This is a genomic window from Streptosporangium sp. CA-115845 (genome assembly GCF_050943795.1).
In the GTDB taxonomy this organism is placed as follows: Bacteria; Actinomycetota; Actinomycetes; order Streptosporangiales; family Streptosporangiaceae; genus Streptosporangium.
In genome coordinates this window covers 3,383,394-3,400,673 of record NZ_CP191988.1, presented here as the reverse complement: position 1 = coordinate 3,400,673, position 17,280 = coordinate 3,383,394, and the positions used below count along the sequence as shown (strand labels likewise).

Sequence of the window (17,280 nt, the reverse complement as noted above, 5' to 3'; positions counted from 1 at the left end):
GGACGGAGGGGCGAGCTCGGCGTCGTGCGTCCATGTTCCCGGAGACCTTCCTCGTGTGCTGGTTGGCCTACATGCACGGACCGGGCCTGCGCCGGAGGAATCGGGCTGCTGGGCTCCACCTGGGCGATGACAGACGAGACGATCAGATCCACCACCTTAGCCCGCCACGGGTTGGCCGTGTCGTGGATCATCTCGGAGCCGAAGTCCCCCGCCGGAGGCGCTCACAGCAGAGTGAGCCACCGCGTGTTGACGACGGCCACCACGGCATGTTTTTCATCCTGTGGAGCGTCCGAGGAGGAAATAGACGGCCATCCTGCGCAGCGATGTTCGTACAGCGCACCGGACAGCAGGTGACCGGATTCGGCCACGGCGACAACCGTTCATAGGTAACAGGCGTCCCACGCGTACCGCCGAAATGTGGAGAACCCGTGAGCTATCCGCCTGGCTATGGCCAGCAGCCCCCACCCGGATACGGCTACGGGTACGCGGCCCCGCCACCGAAAACCAACGGACTCGCCGTCGCCAGCCTTGTGCTCGGCCTTACAGGGTTCATCACCTGCGGATTCACATCGATCTTGGCCGTGGTGTTCGGACACGTGGCCCTCGGCCAAATCAGGAGGGATCGTACCGACGGCCACAGCATGGCGTTGGCCGGCGTCATCCTCGGCTGGATCCTCACCGGCCTATGGATCCTCTACTGGGTGCTCGTCGTCAGCGGCATCGTCGGCGCCGGGTTCAGCGCCCTCAACGACCCCGAGCCCAACACGGGGCGCACGCAGCTCGGCCACAACAGCCCGCCCGCCGCGCAGGAGGAGCAGGAGAACACGTCGGGTGCGCACACGGTGCTGTTCGAAGCCATCGGCAGCGACGGGGCCACCAGCGCGGACAACATCACCTACAGCGTGAAGTACGACATCAAGCAAGAGCAGGGCGTGCCCCTGCCGTACAGCAAAGAGATCAAAGTCGGCGACACCCCGTACCTGTACCTGTGGGCGCAAAACGCAGGCGCCAAAGGGTCGGTGACGTGCCGCATCACGGTCGATGACGAAGTCATGTGGGAGGACGTCGCGGATGGCCCGTACGGGGTGTGCACCGTCACCGGCAACGCCCCATAGGCCAGTTCTTCGTTGGGCCCTACATCCGGAGGAGGTAGGGCCTCAGGGAGAACCGTCTCGCCCTAAGGACCAGTACTCACGACCACCGTGAGGAGCCGGGCACGACATCCCACCGGAGATCACCCCTCCCGGCCACCGGCCAGGGGCACGGTCTGGCCTTAGAGCTCAACAACCCGGAGGCAGTCAGCGCTCACCTGACGGCGACTTACCGAATCGAGTCGGCTTGACCAGGCAGACTCGATTCACCCCCATTAGGGGCTGGACCGGGCAAAACATCGAGGTCTGATCCACCATGGTGACTGACCAGCGGTGGTCTCCTGGAAGGCATTCCGAGCCGGGCTTTTGGCGTTCACTGGTTCTCATCGTTTCGCGCTGCTTCTCGTGCCCAGGTGCCCTGGGTGTGCCCTGCTCTCCTCGATCTGCGTGATTCCGAACGATCACCGCGCCGGGCCCGACCACGATGCCGCGCCCCAGGTTCGAAGATCTTCGGCGAGCCTTATGGCGATGAGATAGCCACCTTGGCGATAGTTGCGCGTCGCCCTTCGCTCCGTATCGTCCCCATCAGTGATCCCGACTGTGCGAGGAAGGATCGGCATGACCGACGATGTGGTGCGACACGTTTTCCAGACAGTCGACTCGTTCGACCCCGGAGAGTTCGTGCGATTGCTGGCCGAGGACGCCACGCTGGTATTCGGCAATGCCGAGCCGATGACGGGACGTGCGGCCATCGCCGCCGGGTTGCGGGCGTTCTTCTCCACCATCGGCGGCCTGCGGCACCGGATCGTCAGGAACTGGCAGGTGGACGCCGACATCATCGCCGAGACCGAGGTGACCTACCGGCGGCTCGACGGCAAGGACGCCGGCGTCGTGGCCGTGTCGATCTGGCGCACCCGCGACGACGGCCTGATCACGGACTACCGCATATTCGTCGACCTCGCACCCGTCTACCTGGTCTAGGGCTCCAGCGAGACCGCATCCACGGGTGCGGCGTCTGTCTTCTCTCATAGGGGGCCGCCACCGTCGCTCGCGAAACCAGACGCGCCGACATGGACACCGGCGATACGGGGATCTCGGGCCGGCTCAGGGAGCCTCGGCCCACGTCTCCCTCGACGAGAGGCGCAACGGCCCTCGGCAGGCTTGGCGACGCCCTCGGGTAAGCCGTACTCCTGCGAAAGAGGTCCCGAGCTCGGTTCGTGGAACGTCTTCAGCGCTGAGGATGAGGTTTCCCCCGAGGCGCTTTTGGCGCACTGCAACCAAGCCTTTCTGGCAGTGACGGCTGCGATCATGCCGCTGACATGATCAAGGGAGGACTGACAGGTGAAACAGCAATCGGGACTTCCAGAAACATATGACAGCATGGATAAAGATCGCCTGACCATGCTTGCCCGCGACAAGAAGGTCCAGGTTCGGCTGGCCGTAGCGAGCAACTCCGCCACGCCTACCGAGATCCTCAAAGCCATGGCGGGGGACCCTTCGCGCACCGTCAGGCGGGCGCTGGCGGCTCGGACCGACGCACCGGGCGAATTATTACGTGAACTCGCCCGGGATTCTGACCTGAAGACCCGCCAAGCGCTTACTGAGAACGTAGAAGTACATCCACACCGGCTCGTCGTCGGCGTGCTCGGCGGCCCGGCGGATCAGCGCCTCGGCCTCGTCCAGCAGCGTGCGGGCGGGTCGGGCATCACCTGCGAGCGCGTCATCTGCGCTGTCTGACTCCGGCGTACCCTTGAGGGCATCGCGCAACTCGTCGGCCACAGCGGCACCGCCGTTACCGAAGCCGTCTACCGCAAGCAGATCCGCCCGGTCCTGCTCGGCGGAGCCGCAGCCATGGACCGGATCTTCACGTGAGCAGATCCATCGGCCTCCGGGCGGTCCCCAACTGGTGCCATGCGTGACTGCAACCGCCAGCGCAGTAGCGCTCCCGTCGGCGCTGGTCCGCGACAGCCAGAAGAGCGACTAGAAGCCGAAATGCCTTGACCCGCTCATCCTGCGGCAAATTGATGATCTTCGCCAGCTGCTCAATCAGCCGGCCACGTGTGATCAGTACTGCTGGTGTATGGGTGGGCCGTATCCTCGCCAGACGCACACTCTCCGGCCCGTCCTCGACAGTCGCGCGAGCCTGAATGCAGTACCCGGAACGTCGAGCGGGTACTCGGTGAGCATCCCCGTCAGTCCGCGGGCGCTGATCCACTCCTCCGCCCGGTCCCGGGAACTGAAGATCGCAGAAGGCCAACGCCCACCCTCGCCCACGAACGCCCACACCGACTGCGGCTCGTCGTCCATCACCCAAGACCTTCCAGCTATACAACATCCGGACGCACCCGTACCAGGCGACATCGAAGCCTTCGATGCGAAGCCGAACGACCTGCGCTCAGCCAAGCTCCGACAGACCTCACCGGCCACACGAAATCCCTGTCAGCTGGTTTGCAGATTTTCCGTTGACGCGTACGGCACTTACCAGATCGGCTGCCGCTGACGCTGACGAACCCGGCGGATCCGGGCTTCACCTCGTTCCGGAGCATCGATGCCCTGTCTGATCCGGATCCGGAGCGTCCCTTGGACGATCGCCCCGAGCGGCGCATCGGGAAACTTCTTCCACGCCTTCCGGCGCTTCACCAGCAGGCGTGCCTCTACATCCTCACCCATCTGTGCGTCCACCACGCCAATGGCCGCTTCGAGAATCTGATGGTCATGGTGACGGTTGGCACGATGCGGCGCCTGCTTATTGCGCCGAATGTTCCTACGAGAGCTCTTGTCGTTCTCGCCATAGTTGTTCCGGCGGTCCTTGGCGTAACTCAGCCGCTTCTTCTCCTGTGGGCTTCTACGCCTCACGGGTCGGCCTCCCACGACGATCGGTTATCCTCGCCAGCAGGCTATCCAGCAGCACGTCACGGGGGCGAGCGAAATAAATCCCACGCCTCGTCGCAGCACCCGTTGTGGTCACCTGACGATTGTCCAGGCGATCAAATCGTTTAGCCGCCCACCAGGCCACCGGATAGAACGGCACGGTGATCCTCGATGGTGCCCTCGATCCGCAAGCACTGAGCCGACTCTGGGAGCGGCAGTGGCCCGAGTGCCCGCCGGTCGCCCACTGGCTTCGCGGTCACCATCCGGACCGCTGGATCAGGTTTCACAGCCTGCCGGAGTCGAAGCGCCACCCAGACAGTGAGGCGGAATACGCCATCGTGCTCAACCGCCACCACACCGTGCTGTCCGAACTCGATCCAGGCCCAGACCTCCTGGTCATCACTGCCGAATGGACGAATACTCCAGCACTCACCCCTCAGCAGTGGCCGAGACGATCAGAGGTCGCGCCGGCAGCACAACACTGGCAGACCCTCATCGAAGAGCCCGACGAGGATCCCGAATTCCGCACCTATACACAGCTCTACGTCGAAACACGACCATGGAGGCCCGGCGTCATCGACGCCGTGCTTCGAGCGGTCACAGACGACGAGATCGGCAACGTGCTCCTCGGCCCTGCGGATCTCCGATGGCTGTATCACCCCTACGACGGCGGCGCCGACGTGATCCTGCCCACGCCGGCCGAACGTGATGCTCTCAAGGACCGACACCGCGACTGGCTGTCCACACACCCATTAGGTCTCTAGAGGACGTATTGAATCGCGGATAACCAGTGCCATCGATGTTTGACCACTGGCCACGAGCCAAGAGTCCAGGTAGATCCGACGGCGTCGAGCGAGGAGCCTGCCACCCGCGTAAACATCCCAAGCACACTTGACTCCAGTTGGCTCCCAAAGATCGAAAAAGGGGTTCCGGAGAATCTCCGAAACCCCTGCCGACCAGCTGAAACCTGGTCGGGACGACAGGATTTGAACCTGCGACCCCTTGACCCCCAGTCAAGTGCGCTACCAAGCTGCGCTACGTCCCGGTTGTGCTGCGCACCTCTCGGGTGCACGTCATAACCTTAGCGCAGATCGGGTGGGCTTCGCACACGGCGACGTCCGTCAGGACAGGCGATCGCGCGAAAGGTGAGGGTGCGTGGGGCGCAAGGCGTTGATCGATCAGGAGGAGCTGCGGCGGCTGGCCGGGCGGGGGCTGTCGAACGCGGAACTGGCGGCGCGGTTCGGGGTGAGCGAGTCCGGGATCTTGCAGGCGAAACGGGCCGCCGGGCTCTCGAAGCCGATGCTCGATCACTCGCGGGCCATCCCCTGGAAGCTGGACCGCGCACACAGCCAGTCGGGGCCCGCGACGAACCTGCGGAACCTGTCGTCCGTGGCGCAGGGGCGGGCGATCCCCGCCGAGAAGCTGAACACCGCGCTGCGCTGGGCCGGGCGGCTGGTCGCCGCCGGGCTGGACATCTCGTACGAGTCCGGCAGGGGGTTCACCGAGGTTCCCGCCTCCACGGATGACTGGCTGGCCGCCAGGGTGCTGGCCGAGGCCCGCGGAGCTCTCGATCTCCCCGAGGAGCAGGCCTGACGGGCTGAATGCATGCTTGAGCCTTCAATCCCCGGCCTGCGGGCCGGGCACTGGCCCGCAGGCCGGCGATGAAGGCCCGACCTGGGGGGCCGAGCACTGGTTCGCACCTCGGAGGTGAAGGCGCGACCTGGAGGCCGAGCACTGATTCACATTCCGGGAGTGAAGGCGCGACCTGGGGACCAGGCACCGGTCCCCACTCCGAGGGGTGCCGGGCCGGGTACCGGCCCGCAGGCCGGTACATCGGAGGTCGGGTCCCGGTATCCCCGCCACCGGAATTCATAGGCGGCCACCGAAGCCGGGAATCGCATTCGAAAACGCAGCAAAAGAATATCCAATACCCGACAGGACCTGCTAAAACATCAAATCTAGATGAAGTGGCGGGGGGGCGATAAATGTCGGCTGCCGGTTTCGAGGCCTGACCCCAGGGCAGCGCACAGGGACAAGCGCCTACACAACCGGAGGCAGACATGTCCACCGTGATCTGGGTGGCCGTCATCGTGGTCGCGGTGGTGGCGATCGTCGCAATCGGCTATCTCGTACTGCAGCAGCAACGCCGGCATCGACTTCGTGACCGCTTCGGCCCCGAATACGAACGTACCCTGCGGGAGCGTGACAGCAGGCGCGACGCCGAGCAGGAGCTCAGAGCCCGCGAGCAGCGCTTCAGCTCCCTCGACATCCGCACCCTGGACGCGCAGACGCGCGAGATCTACACGAGGAAGTGGATGGAGGTCCAGGAACGTTTCGTGGACGCTCCCGGTTTCGCGGTGACGGAGGCCGACCATCTGGTGACCTCCGTGATGGCCGAGCGGGGCTACCCGACCGAGGACTTCGAGCAGCGGCTCTCCGACCTGTCCGTCGCGCACGGCCGCGCTCTCGACCACTACCGGCAGGCCCACGAGATCAGTAGCAGGGCCGCTCACAAGGAGGCCTCAACCGAGGAGCTCCGGCAGGCCATGGTGCACTACCGCGCCCTGTTCGAGGAGCTGCTCGCGGCTCCTGGCAGCGAGGTCAACGGTGAGCGGAGTGCCCGGCAGGACGATCTCGCCGACCGCGACCCCCATCACCATGATCCCAGGCAGACGGCTGCCGCCGCCCCCGAGACCACAGACGGCAACGAGCGAGCCTACCGACGCGATCCCCAAGGACGGTGACCCGACGTGAACAGTCGATTCAACCCGGACAACGACCGGCTGGTCCACAAGGCCGACGAGGACGTGGCGCTCGAGTTCCAGGAGCCACCCGCCCCTGACGCCGATACCCGCGCCCCCCTGACCGGCGACCGGCGCAACGTGCCGGCCGACCTCGACGGTGACGCGCTCCCCCGGGACCCGGCCATGACCCCGGGTACGCCGGTGACCGGCACCGGCGCGCACGACGCCACACACGACGCCCTGGACGACGCCCTGGACGACGCCCTGGACGATACCGCGCATGACGCCGTACGTGACCGCGCCCCCGCTACCGACTCCCCGATGACCCCCGCTTTCTCCGGAAGCGCCGCGGACCGGCAGGGCGACGTGCTCGACGAGGGTGCGAGCCTCATCGGCACCGAGCGGGCCGACCGGGCACCCGCCACGGCCGAGACCCTCTTCGACCATGACTCCGACGATGTGCTGCGGCGCTGGCAGGAGGTCCAGGCCGGGTTCGTGGACGACCCGCGCGACGCGGTACAGCGGGCCGACTCCCTGCTCGGCGAGATCACGACCTCTTTCAGGAACGCTCTGGAGGTCCGGACCACCGAGCTCCAGGGACGCTGGAAGAACACCGAGAAGAACGACACCGAGGATCTGCGGACCGCCCTGCGCGACTACCGCACGACCCTGGAACAGCTTCTCAACATCTCCGCTGGGACGAGGTGACCATGCTCGCCATCGCCGCCGCCGTCGTGTTCGGCCTCGGACTCCTGCTCGACCTGATCAACACCAGGATCGGCGGGATCAGTGGGACGACCTTCCTGCTTCTCGGACTTCTGCTCCTCGCTCTGCACCAGGCCGGGATCGGCTCGGCCGGCCCTCGGACCACCGCCGGGGGCGGAGGCTGGCGCCGCAGGCGCTGATCGACCGTCGAGTGGGGAGCGTGGACGGGTCCCCGCTCGAACCTTAGGAAAAAACGTCCGGGCGCGGACGAGGAAGTCGTTTCTCCCAGCCCTTCGGGACTCTGTTGCTCAATTGCCGCCGGTCGACGTCCGGCGTCGTTATCGGTGCCGGGCACGCAGGTCGCGGACATCGAAAACGAATTGGGCAACGGAGTCCTTCAGGGCCGGGAGGAACGGCTAGACCTTGAACGACATGGTGATGAACGTGCCCGCGGCCCCGGTCTCGAACTTGATGTCGGAGCTGACCATCCGGGCCACCCACAGGCCCATGCCGCTGGTCGCGTGCGGCCCCGGGGGCGTCTCCCCCGGGGACGGTCCGGGGTCCCACTGCCCCTCGTCGTGGATCTCCACGACGAGGATCCGGCCGACGGTCCACATCCGCAGCATGGCCTTGGCGCTGGTGTGGCCGTGGGTGACCGCGTTGGTGGCCACCTCGTTCAGCGCCACCAGAAAATCGGCGAGTCCGTCCTGCGACATGCCGCTCCGCACGGCCTGGGCGGCGGCGAAGTCGCGTACGTCGGGAAGGTCGGGAAGGCAGAAGGCGAGTTCGGCCACCGCGGTCCCCGCGGGAGAAATCCTGGAACGGGCGCCACTCGCCGTGAAGCGAGCCGGACGAACACCGTCCTCGTTCACCCGAGATCCGCCTCCCCTGTCCCGGTCCGCTGTCGTCCTCAGCATCCGGGATTCGTTCAAAGGCACCTTACGCCACGTCCGTTGTCGCCGACTGAGGTGCCCGGTAACAGACTGTGTATTCAGCATTCGGCGACAAGTTCCGCACGGAGCTGGTCGAGCACCTTTCGCAGGATACGGGAGACGTGCATCTGGGAGATCCCGAATTCCGCGGCGATCTCGGCCTGGGTCATGTTTCCGAAGAAGCGCAGCAGCAGGATGTTCTTCTCACGCGTCGGCAACTTGTCGATCAACGGCTTGATCGCCTCGCGGTCCACGAGGGTGCCCAGCGCGTCGTCCTCCTCGGGGATGACGTCGCCGAGCGCCGCCGCGTCGTCGTCGGCGCCGAGGGGGGCGTCCAGCGAGAGCGCGCTGTAGGCGGCGGAGGCATCGAGGGTGAGCAGGACGTCCTCTTCGGAGATGTGCATCTTCACAGCCAGCTCGGCGACCGTGGGGGCACGGCCGAACTCCTGGCTGAGGTCGGCTACCAGGCGGTTCAGCTCGGCCCTGCGCTCCTGGTAGACGCGGGGGACGCGAATGGCCCAGGTGCGGTCGCGGAAGTGGCGCTTGACCTCACCGGTCATGGTGACCACGGCGTAGCCGCGGAAGGGGTGCCCGAGGGTCGGGTCGAAGCCGTTGATGGCCTTCATCAGCCCCACGTACGCGGCCTGCAGGAGATCCTCCATCGGCTCGCCGCGGTAACGGTAGCGGCGGGCGATCTCCATGGCGAGGTGGCGGTGCATCTCGACGATGCGCTCGCGCAGGCGCTCGGCTCGGTGGTCGGAGACCTCGGGCAGGGACATCTCGGCGAGGAGGTCCTCAGCGGTCATGTCGGTGATGTCGAGTGCCTGAACAGACATTGCTGCTCCCTGGTATTACTGTCGGGCGAGCCGACCACGGAGCAACGTCCGGGCAGACGGCATCGCCTCGACTGATTTTCGAGGCGAGGCCCTCTGCTGGACCTCTGGTTCCACCATTCCCCTGAATCCTGGAGTATTACTCGCCCGCAGGTAACAGTAAGGTTGCTAATCGAATGGTGCGAGGAGGCTCTGAGTGACGGTGTCGGAGAACGGCGAGAGACCGGCAGCCCTGACTCTCACGTCGGCGCTCGTCAGTGGGATCAACGTGATCCGGGTGACGGGCCTGCTGGACGCGACGACAAGGGACCAGTTCGCCGACTACCTGGCGGCACAGACGGGCGAGCACGGCCTGGACATGGCACTGGATCTGGGCGGCGTGACCTTCATGGACTCGCGGGCATTGGGACTGATCGTCCACCACTGGCAGGTCAGCACCACCGCCGGCGCCAAGTTCGCGCTCATCGGAGTGGAGTACGCCAAGACCAAGGTGATGTGGATCACCGGCCTGGCCCAGCGGCTGCCCCTCTACGACACGATCGACGACGCGATCACCGCCTTCGGCTAGGGCTTGCGCTGTGGATCCTGCCGCCTATCGCGGTCGGCCACGCCCCTGTCATGAGTCACTCCTCCGCCGCGCGGGGCGTCCAGCCGCGTGGGTGGGCCGGGTGAGCCGTCCGATCACCCTGACGGCATCACCTCGTCGACCAACCCCCACGACAGGGCGGTCGCCGCGTCGATGGGCTCACCGGTCATGGCGAGGTAGAGGGTGCGCCAGCGGCCGACACGCCGGGGGATGCTGACCGTGCCGCCCGCGCCGGGGATCAGCCCCATGCCGATCTCCGGCAGGCGGAAGGTGGCCCCGGGGTCGGCGATCACGGTTCCGGCGAAGGCGGGCAACTCGATCCCGGCGCCGACGCAGCTACCGTGCACGCGCACCTCGACCCGGTCCGCGAGCTCGTGAACAAGCCTTCCCGCGCCGCCGCGGGTGCGCACCAGATGCGCGGTGGTGAGATCAGGAGTGGTGCCGAACTCGTCGAGGTCGCCCCCGGAGCAGAAGGACGGCCCGGCACCGTCGATCACCACCCGGGTAACGGTGTCGTCGAGCACCGCAAGGCGCATGGCCTCGACCAGGGCGTCACGGACCTCCCGTCCGTAGGCGTTCCGCCGCTCCGGCCTGTTCAACGTGATCAGCAGGCGGTCGCCGGCCCGGTCGATCAGCACCGATGGTGCCACCGTCGCCGGCACCGCCCGACGACGGCGACCATCGAGCCAGCGGCGGAACTCGGGGCCGCCGAGCAGGGTCGAGTAGGCCAGGGATTCGACGTCCAGCGCGGTGGTGACCTCCAGTGCCTCCGTCATCCTCAGGACGGCGCCGAAGACAACGGAGCTCTGCGGATTGCGCAGCGCCGCGCTGTGCACGGCCGTGAGCCGCTCCTCGGGGTCGGGAACGGCGACGCACTCGCGTCCGGTCGGCCCGGCCGTCCCGACAAGGGTCAGATCCAGCGCCTGCGTCAGATCCACCGCCTGTGCGGGCAACGGCTTCCCGGCGATCCCGATCAGCAGCCGGTCGCAGGCGCGTGCCCGCGTCAGCGCCCGGTCCAGCGTCGCCGCGTCGGCGCCGCCGTCCAGTTCCACCCCCACGATCGGCTCGCACACCCCTCTGGACATGTCGAGCAACGGGCCGTCGGCGGCGCCGTCCGCCAGTTCGGCGACAGAGACACGCAGCAGGTCAGCCACCCACTCCCCCACTCCGTCGATAGGTCATCGGCTTCCCTTTTCGCTGTCCCGTGGGCACCAGGCCCGATCACCACTACGGCTCACCGCCCTCGGCACGGCGCCGGCGGACGCCCTCTCAGCCGGTTTTCTCGCCCTGGTTGCGCTGGTGCTCGTCGACCAGCAGCCTGGCCAGGTCCGCGACCTTCACCTGGTGGTGCTGGGAGATGCGGCGCAGCTCGTCGAAGGCGGCCTCGGCCGAGCAGCCGCTGGACTTCATGATGATGCCCTTGGCCTGGTCGATGATCGCCCGGCCCGCCAGGGCCTCCTGCATCTGGGCGGCGTCGGTACGGACCTCGTCGTAGTCCCACAGGTTGGCGAGCGCCACCCCTGCCTGCTCGGCGAGCATGTCGGCCAGCGGTGGGACGTTCCTGGCGGCGAAGACGCCGGGACGCACGCCGTACAGGCCGAGAACCAGGACGGCGTGCTCGATGGTGATCGGCATCACCAGAACCGAGCGGACACCGCAGCGGACCGCCATACCGACGTACGCCGGCCAGCGGGACTCGCGCAGGACGTCCTGGACGACCACGTGGCGTCCGGTGACGCGGGCCTCGGTCGAAGGACCCTCACCGAGCTTCTCCTCGCCGTCGAGGAGCACGATGAGCTCGCTGTGAGAGGCTGAGACGACCATGCGTTCCTGGCGCCAGAGTTCGGCGGACCCGCCCGCGCAACCGGGCACACCGCCTGCGAGGGTGGCCGTGAGCCCGCGTAGCACGCTCTCGCTCGACGTTTCCTCGCTGACCCTGCCGAGGACCGCCAGATCCCGGGCCAGAACGGGAGTGACCATGTCCATCTCGCGACTCCCCTCCCTGTGTCACTAACTTAACCACTATCCGACCACGGATCGATTCGACCTACCGGGGTGGCGTACCGTCTACGACGGGACCAGTCCACTCCGGCCCCTGACGAGGACGAGCATTGACCGACGCCATTGGCCTTCAGAGCCTGGAGCAGGCGCTGAGCGCGCTGAGCGCCAGGGTCTCCTCCCTGCGCGAGGCGAAGTCCGCATACCCCGCCGACCCCCGGTCCACACTTGACGCGGCGCTGGCGGAGCTCGACACCGCCCGCGAGCTGCTGGAGACCTCCGTGCGCGAGCTGCGTAAGGCGCCCAGGCGGTCGGGCCAGCGGGAGAGCGGATCGCAGCGGGAACTCAAGCTACTGCGGCAGGTGTTCCGCACCTTCCCCGTCCCGGTGGTGGTGCTGGACGCCTCGGGTGTGGTCCGGCGGATCAGCGCCGAGACCTCCCTGATGCTCGGCAGCCCGGCGGGGTATCTGATCGGCCGCTCGTTCCCGCTGTTCGTCGACGTCTCCCGTCGGGCGGCGTTCCGCTCGCACCTTACTGCGGTCCAGCAGGGCGGTCAGACCGCGACGTTCCAGACGCGGCTGGCCCACCAGGGCCGCGCGCACACGGTGCAGCTGGCCGTCACCCGGCTGACGATGCCGGGCGAGCCGCAGGAGATGGTCGCGGTCATGATCCTGCCGCTGGAGGCGCAGGTGGCGGGGCCGCCCCCCGGCCCCGCCGACCGGTCGGACGCCACCCTGGTCATGGCCGCGGCACGCCGGCAGGAACTGCTGGCCAGGATGACCCGCCTGTTGCTCGACGAGGAGAGCCTGCGCCAGCCGGTGACCGTCACCAGGGCCGCGCGGCTGCTGGCCTCGGAGTCGGCCGACTGGGTGATCGCCGACGTGATCCGCGACGGCGTCCCCGCCCGTGCCTGCGTGCTCGGCCCGAGCGACAAGCCGGTGACTCAGCTGGTCCGCCTCGCCGAACAGATGAACCCGCTGACCGCACCGGCCATCGCGCACGTGCTGACCGGCGGCTCGGGCGTGGTGCACGAGATGCTGGAGGACGAGGGGCTGCTCGGCGACGTCCCCGGCGGGCCGCCCCTGCTGCGGGTGATGGGTGCCGCCTCGGTGCTGATCGTGCCGATCGGCGGCGAGGACGACGTACTGGGTTCCCTGACCCTGGTCCGCCTGCGCGACCGTGAACCGTTCTCGCTGGCCGATCTGGGGTTGATGGAGGAGATCGGCGTCCATCTGGGGCTCGCACTGCGCGCCCGGCGCAGCTTCCAGACCCGCTCGCGGGCCGCCGACGCGCTGCGCACCAGCGTGGTGCCCCGGAGCCTGCCGGACATCCCCGGATTCGAGGCCGCCGCCATCTACAACGCGGGCTCCAGCCCGGTCGGCGCCGAGTTCTACGACGTCTTCCCCACCCAGGACGGGTGGGGTTTCGCCCTCGGGGGCGCCGCGGGCAAGGGCGAGGAGGCCGCGTCGGTCAGCGCCATGGTCCGCAACGGACTACGCGTGCTCAGCATCTGGGAATCCGACCCCGGTGAGGTGATGCGCAAGCTGAACCAGGCCCTGACCGCCCAGCACAACGGCATGTTCGTGATGGCCGTGACCGGCTTCATCCGGGCGCGCAAGATCAGGCTGGCCAGCGCGGGACACCATCCCGCCGCGCTGCTGCAGCCCGACGGCGGGGTGCGGTTCACCGCGGGGGGCGGCGTGCCGCTGGGCATCGCCGCTGAGGCCGAGATGTTCGCCGAGGAGCTCACGCCGGCCTCCGGCCAGACCCTGGTCTTCTACTCCGACGGCCTGGTCGCCTCGCAGAACGAGCTCGGCGAGTCCTACGGCGAGACCAGGTTGGCCGACGTGCTGGCACGCTGCGTGACGCGCTCTCCCGCCGAGATCGTCAAGACGGTGGAGGAGGACCGGCACGCGTTCTCCGGCGGGAGAGTTTGGGATGAGATCGTGATACTCGCCCTGCGTGTCGTATAACTTGGCTAACTCGGCGTGGCCTGTCGGTCTCACCGAGCGGCCAGGGACCGCACCCGGCGGCGCCCGTGTCCGGCCAGGTGGGGCGCAGAATGAGATCACTTCAGGGCCGGTCCCCTGCCGGTTGGAGCGGGCCGGCTTCGAGACCGAGCCGCTCCCCCTCGACGCGTCGGCCCCCTGCCTGTTGGAGCGGGCCCGACGGGCGCCCCCGCCGCTCCCGCGACCACGACGATCTTCCATGACCTCCATCCACCAGGCCGGGGACGGGCTGTGGATCGCCCGGCAGCTGTGCGACCGCCTCGACATCCACAACGACCGGGATGGATGTGTGATCCAGCTGCACGTCCCGAGCGCCAGGGCCGAGGAGTCACGGCAGCGCAGGAGGTATTGCCCCTCGCGGGTTTGGCTCCGGCTGAGATCGGGGTATGGTTAGGGCAATGCAGACGTGTGCCTAAGACGCAGGCACCCCTGAAGGAATAACAGGCTTTCCATGCCTATCTCCTCCCAGAGGTGTGCCGTGAACATTGCATTCGTCTCCTCCGAGGCCCTCTCCTCCACCCAGGACGAGTCCGATCTCGCCTCCCAGCGCGCTCACCTGATGGCCGTTGCCCGTGAACTCGGCCGGGAACACAGGGTCACCATCTACGCCCGGAGAAACTCCGACCTTGACAAGCCCAAAGTTCGCGTGTCGCAGGGCGTCACGCTTGAGCATCTGACCGCCGGGCCCGCGCAGGATCTTCCGGAAGACGGCGTGCTGCCCTACCTTTCCGACCTCGGCGACCAGCTGATGCACCGCTGGGGGCAGGACCGCCCCGACGTCATCCACGCGCACTCCTGGACCGGCGGGCTGGCCGCCATCGCCGGAGCGAACGGCCTGAACGTGCCGTTCACCCAGACGTTCAGCAGCGAGCACCCCCGCGACGCCAAGCGTGTGCGGCTGCAGCGGGCCATCGGGCGCCGGGCCAGCGCGGTGATCGCCGGGTGCGGCGACGAGGAGAGCTCGCTGATCCGGCTGGGCGTGCCGCGCCGCAGCATCTCGGTCATCCCATGCGGTGTCGACGTCGAACGGTTCCGCCGTCAGGGGCCGGCCTCCGCCCGCGGTACCCGCCCCCGCCTGCTGCACGTCGGGCCGCTCACCGCGGAGAAGGGCGTGCACACCGCGATCCGCGCCCTGGAGGGCATCCCCGACGCCGAGCTGATCATCGCCGGTGGCCCGGCGGTCGCGGACCTGGAGCACGACGCCGACGCGCGCCGCATGATGCTGCTGGCCAAGGAGGTCGGCGTCGACGATCGGATCACCGTTCTCGGGCACATCCCGCACTCCGCGGTCGCCAAGCTGATGCGCAGCGCCGACGTGGTCGTCTCCCTGCCCCAGGAGGCTCCGGCCGGCGTCGTCGTGCTGGAGGCCATGGCCTGCGGCGTGCCTGTCATCGCCTCGGCGGTGGGCGCCCACCTCGACTCCGTGGTGGACGGGGTTACCGGCCTGCTGGTGCCCGCCGACCGTCCCGCGCAGACCTCCCGCCTGACCCGCGAACTCCTCGCCGACCCGACCCGCCGCACCGCGCTCGGCTTCGCCGGCGCTGACCGCGCCCGGTCCCGCTACTCGTGGGAGCGGATCAGCCAGGAACTCGTCCACGTCTACGAGGTCGCCCTCTCCGGTTCCTCCCGCTGACCGCGCCCACCGCGACGGCCGGGCGCCGTCGGCCCCCTACCGGAAGGCGGCCCTACGGCTGGGACGCGCGGCGGTGCAGCACGACCCCGAGACCGCTCGCGGCCAGCAGGACGGCCCCGGCCAGGACCAGGATCACCGCGCCACCCACGGCCCCGTCCGTCCAGTCCCAGACGGCCTCGGGAACGGCGAGTGTCAGCCCGGCCACACCGCTGACGATCAGCACCCAGGTACGCCGGCGCCCGTACAGCGCCAGGCAGGCCAGCGCGATCACCGCGGTCAGCCAGTATCCCCAGGCCTCCCCGTCCCACAGGACGGGCCACTGCCCGCCGAAGAGCGCGATGGCGGCGCCCATGCCCAGCCCCAGGTCACCGGGGGCGAGCAGCCCGGCGAGGGCGAGCGCCAGGATGAGCACGCCCAGCGCGACGTAGGCGAGGCCCCAGCCGGCGCCCTCCTGCCTGACGAAGACGTCCAGCAGGCCGGTCACCGTGAGCAGGGCGAACCCACCGCAGGCCAGCAGGCCGATCGCGGTGGGCAGCAGCACGTAGGCCACCGCCGCGACCACCAGCCCGGCCACGCCGGCGACGAGTCCCTCGTGGCGGTCGGCGGCGACCCCCGCGCAGAGGGCGGCCGTACCCGAGCCCAGCGCGGCGAGCGTGGCGGCGACCCTGCCCTGTACCGCGGCCGTCCTGCCGGTCGCGGACCGGGCGGCCCGGCCGAGCCCGGCGGCCACCGCCAGCAGCAGGACGGTGACCACGGCGAGGGCCGTGATCTTCGTCGGCTGGGTCATCCGCTCCCAGCCCAGAGCGACGAAGGCGGCGGCACCGGCCAGGACGAGTCCCCCGCCGACGTAGGCGAGGATCTCGCTCCATCTGACCCGGTCCCCGGCACCCCGGTCGCGCAGCGCCTCGCCCACGGCGAGGGTGACCGGCTCCACCTGCTCCGCCTGGAGCTCACCGGACTCCACCAGCCTGGCCAGTGCCCGCCGTATGGCGTCAATGTCGCTCATATCCGAAATCGTGGCACAACCTGCTCGGAGTAGCACCCTCCGGATTCGTGGGACGGATGCGAAAATGGAATACCACTGTTACTGGAGTGCGATCGTTGCTTTGATGGGCCCATGTCAATTCGTGGCACGTTCCTGGGCATCCTGGCCACCGCCCTGGCGCTCTCCGCGCTGCCGGCACAGAGCGCGTCCGCCGAGCGCGGGTGGGGCGCCCCCGTCCTGGTGGAGAACTTCGACGGCACCCGGGTCGACGGCCGCAGGTGGGTCGTCTACCACTCCCCCAACGCCGAGACCAACCCGCGCACCGGGCGGGCCACGAGCGTGGGCGGCGGCGTCCTGCGGCTCAAGGGCGGCATCGTGGCAGGCAGGGATCTGTCCGGTGGCATCGCGACCCGCTCGGCGCAGCGGTACGGGCGCTGGGAGGTGCGGCTGCGGGCCGAGCGCGGCGCCGGCTACACCCCGGTGGCCCTGCTCTGGCCGTCCGACCAGGGCCGTGGGGAGTACGCGGAGGTCGACTTCGCCGAGATCATCGACCCGGCCCGCAGATCGGGCGGGATCTTCGTGCACCGCGGCGACGGCCCCCAGGCTCAGCGGCAGATGCGGGCCGACTTCACCCGGTGGCACACGGTCGCGGTCGACTGGCTGCCCGGACGGCTGACGTTCTGGCTGGACGGTGCGAAGGTGTGGGACTACCGGGGGCCGAACGTGCCGAGGGGCCGCTCCATGCACCTGGCGCTGCAACACGACGTGACGTGCAACGAGTGGTCGCCGTGCCGCAACCGCTCCACTCCGCCGACGGTCAGCATGTACGTGGACTGGGTGAAGATCTACCGGGCCACTGTTTAGCGCGGCCGGCGCGGTGGGCCTGCCGGCAG

General features: G+C 68.4%; 20 protein-coding genes and 1 tRNA gene. 12 read left to right on the top strand and 9 right to left on the bottom strand.

Features of this window, described 5'->3' with window-relative positions; all coding sequences use genetic code 11:
- Positions 1-428 precede the first annotated feature (428 nt).
- The 3 genes from ACQP0P_RS17605 (at position 429) to ACQP0P_RS17595 (ending at position 2,828) form a co-directional block, all read left to right on the top strand.
- Positions 429-1,115, top strand: coding sequence for an MmpS family transport accessory protein (locus ACQP0P_RS17605; protein WP_433377820.1), 687 nt, complete (start codon positions 429-431; stop codon positions 1,113-1,115).
- A 594-nt stretch (positions 1,116-1,709) separates the two neighbouring features.
- Complete coding sequence (locus tag ACQP0P_RS17600; protein ID WP_433377817.1) at positions 1,710-2,072, top strand: nuclear transport factor 2 family protein; 363 nt, start codon at positions 1,710-1,712, stop codon at positions 2,070-2,072.
- A gap of 360 nt (positions 2,073-2,432) precedes the next feature.
- The gene (locus tag ACQP0P_RS17595) at positions 2,433-2,828 is read left to right on the top strand and encodes a hypothetical protein (RefSeq protein WP_433377814.1); all 396 of its coding nucleotides are present in this window, start codon (positions 2,433-2,435) and stop codon (positions 2,826-2,828) included.
- Positions 2,829-2,955: 127 nt separating this feature from the next.
- On the opposite strand, the gene ACQP0P_RS17590 is transcribed toward ACQP0P_RS17595, so the two are convergent.
- The 3 genes from ACQP0P_RS17590 to ACQP0P_RS17580 form a co-directional block, all read right to left on the bottom strand.
- Complete coding sequence (locus tag ACQP0P_RS17590; RefSeq protein ID WP_433377812.1) at positions 2,956-3,201, bottom strand: DUF5958 family protein; 246 nt, start codon at positions 3,199-3,201, stop codon at positions 2,956-2,958.
- Positions 3,156-3,398 (bottom strand): DUF7710 domain-containing protein, encoded by a 243-nt coding sequence (locus ACQP0P_RS17585; RefSeq protein WP_433377809.1) that lies wholly within the window; start codon positions 3,396-3,398, stop codon positions 3,156-3,158. Before ACQP0P_RS17585 ends, ACQP0P_RS17590 begins: the two co-directional genes overlap by 46 nt.
- 171 nt (positions 3,399-3,569) lie before the next feature.
- Positions 3,570-3,947 carry a hypothetical protein gene (locus ACQP0P_RS17580; protein ID WP_433377806.1) on the bottom strand — a complete coding sequence of 126 codons (378 nt, stop codon included), beginning with the start codon at positions 3,945-3,947 and terminating at the stop codon, positions 3,570-3,572.
- 176 nt (positions 3,948-4,123) lie between these two features.
- On the opposite strand from ACQP0P_RS17580, the gene ACQP0P_RS17575 reads away from it, so the two are divergent.
- Positions 4,124-4,726: a DUF3885 domain-containing protein gene (locus tag ACQP0P_RS17575; protein WP_433377803.1), complete on the top strand. Its 603-nt coding sequence runs from the start codon at positions 4,124-4,126 to the stop codon at positions 4,724-4,726.
- A 204-nt stretch (positions 4,727-4,930) separates the two neighbouring features.
- On the opposite strand, the gene ACQP0P_RS17570 is transcribed toward ACQP0P_RS17575, so the two are convergent.
- A tRNA-Pro gene (locus ACQP0P_RS17570) sits at positions 4,931-5,007 on the bottom strand.
- A 110-nt stretch (positions 5,008-5,117) separates the two neighbouring features.
- Between ACQP0P_RS17570 and ACQP0P_RS17565 the strand changes: the two genes are divergently transcribed.
- The 4 genes from ACQP0P_RS17565 (at position 5,118) to ACQP0P_RS17550 (ending at position 7,611) form a co-directional block, all read left to right on the top strand.
- Positions 5,118-5,555, top strand: a complete 438-nt coding sequence (locus ACQP0P_RS17565) for a hypothetical protein (protein ID WP_433377800.1) — start codon at positions 5,118-5,120, stop codon at positions 5,553-5,555.
- 467 nt (positions 5,556-6,022) lie between these two features.
- Positions 6,023-6,706 (top strand): hypothetical protein, encoded by a 684-nt coding sequence (locus ACQP0P_RS17560; protein ID WP_433377797.1) that lies wholly within the window; start codon positions 6,023-6,025, stop codon positions 6,704-6,706.
- Positions 6,707-6,712: 6 nt separating this feature from the next.
- Complete coding sequence (locus ACQP0P_RS17555; RefSeq protein ID WP_433377794.1) at positions 6,713-7,414, top strand: hypothetical protein; 702 nt, start codon at positions 6,713-6,715, stop codon at positions 7,412-7,414.
- Between the two features lie 2 nt (positions 7,415-7,416).
- Entirely contained in the window at positions 7,417-7,611 is a 195-nt protein-coding gene (locus ACQP0P_RS17550; protein ID WP_433381934.1) for a hypothetical protein, read from the top strand.
- A gap of 216 nt (positions 7,612-7,827) precedes the next feature.
- On the opposite strand, the gene ACQP0P_RS17545 is transcribed toward ACQP0P_RS17550, so the two are convergent.
- A complete protein-coding gene (locus ACQP0P_RS17545) occupies positions 7,828-8,283 on the bottom strand; it encodes an ATP-binding protein (protein ID WP_433377791.1) in 456 nt (151 codons plus the stop codon).
- 119 nt (positions 8,284-8,402) lie between these two features.
- A complete protein-coding gene (locus ACQP0P_RS17540; protein WP_433377789.1) occupies positions 8,403-9,179 on the bottom strand; it encodes a SigB/SigF/SigG family RNA polymerase sigma factor in 777 nt (258 codons plus the stop codon).
- A gap of 193 nt (positions 9,180-9,372) precedes the next feature.
- Here ACQP0P_RS17540 and ACQP0P_RS17535 point away from each other — a divergent pair, with 193 nt between their 5' ends.
- Complete coding sequence (locus ACQP0P_RS17535) at positions 9,373-9,744, top strand: STAS domain-containing protein (protein ID WP_433377786.1); 372 nt, start codon at positions 9,373-9,375, stop codon at positions 9,742-9,744.
- A gap of 113 nt (positions 9,745-9,857) precedes the next feature.
- Here ACQP0P_RS17535 and ACQP0P_RS17530 read toward each other — a convergent pair whose 3' ends face one another.
- On the bottom strand, positions 9,858-10,916 hold the full coding sequence (locus ACQP0P_RS17530; protein WP_433377783.1) for an enoyl-CoA hydratase/isomerase family protein: 1,059 nt from the start codon (positions 10,914-10,916) through the stop codon (positions 9,858-9,860).
- Between the two features lie 115 nt (positions 10,917-11,031).
- Positions 11,032-11,748: an ANTAR domain-containing protein gene (locus tag ACQP0P_RS17525; RefSeq protein ID WP_433377780.1), complete on the bottom strand. Its 717-nt coding sequence runs from the start codon at positions 11,746-11,748 to the stop codon at positions 11,032-11,034.
- A gap of 125 nt (positions 11,749-11,873) precedes the next feature.
- Here ACQP0P_RS17525 and ACQP0P_RS17520 point away from each other — a divergent pair, with 125 nt between their 5' ends.
- Both ACQP0P_RS17520 and ACQP0P_RS17515 read left to right on the top strand, forming a co-directional pair.
- Entirely contained in the window at positions 11,874-13,733 is a 1,860-nt protein-coding gene (locus ACQP0P_RS17520; protein WP_433377778.1) for a SpoIIE family protein phosphatase, read from the top strand.
- 514 nt (positions 13,734-14,247) lie between these two features.
- Positions 14,248-15,402 (top strand): glycosyltransferase, encoded by a 1,155-nt coding sequence (locus ACQP0P_RS17515; RefSeq protein WP_433377775.1) that lies wholly within the window; start codon positions 14,248-14,250, stop codon positions 15,400-15,402.
- A gap of 52 nt (positions 15,403-15,454) precedes the next feature.
- Here the strand turns inward: ACQP0P_RS17515 and ACQP0P_RS17510 are convergent, their stop codons facing one another.
- Positions 15,455-16,408 (bottom strand): hypothetical protein, encoded by a 954-nt coding sequence (locus ACQP0P_RS17510; protein ID WP_433377772.1) that lies wholly within the window; start codon positions 16,406-16,408, stop codon positions 15,455-15,457.
- A 111-nt stretch (positions 16,409-16,519) separates the two neighbouring features.
- On the opposite strand from ACQP0P_RS17510, the gene ACQP0P_RS17505 reads away from it, so the two are divergent.
- Complete coding sequence (locus ACQP0P_RS17505; protein WP_433377769.1) at positions 16,520-17,251, top strand: glycoside hydrolase family 16 protein; 732 nt, start codon at positions 16,520-16,522, stop codon at positions 17,249-17,251.
- The last annotated feature ends 29 nt before the right edge of the window (positions 17,252-17,280 follow it).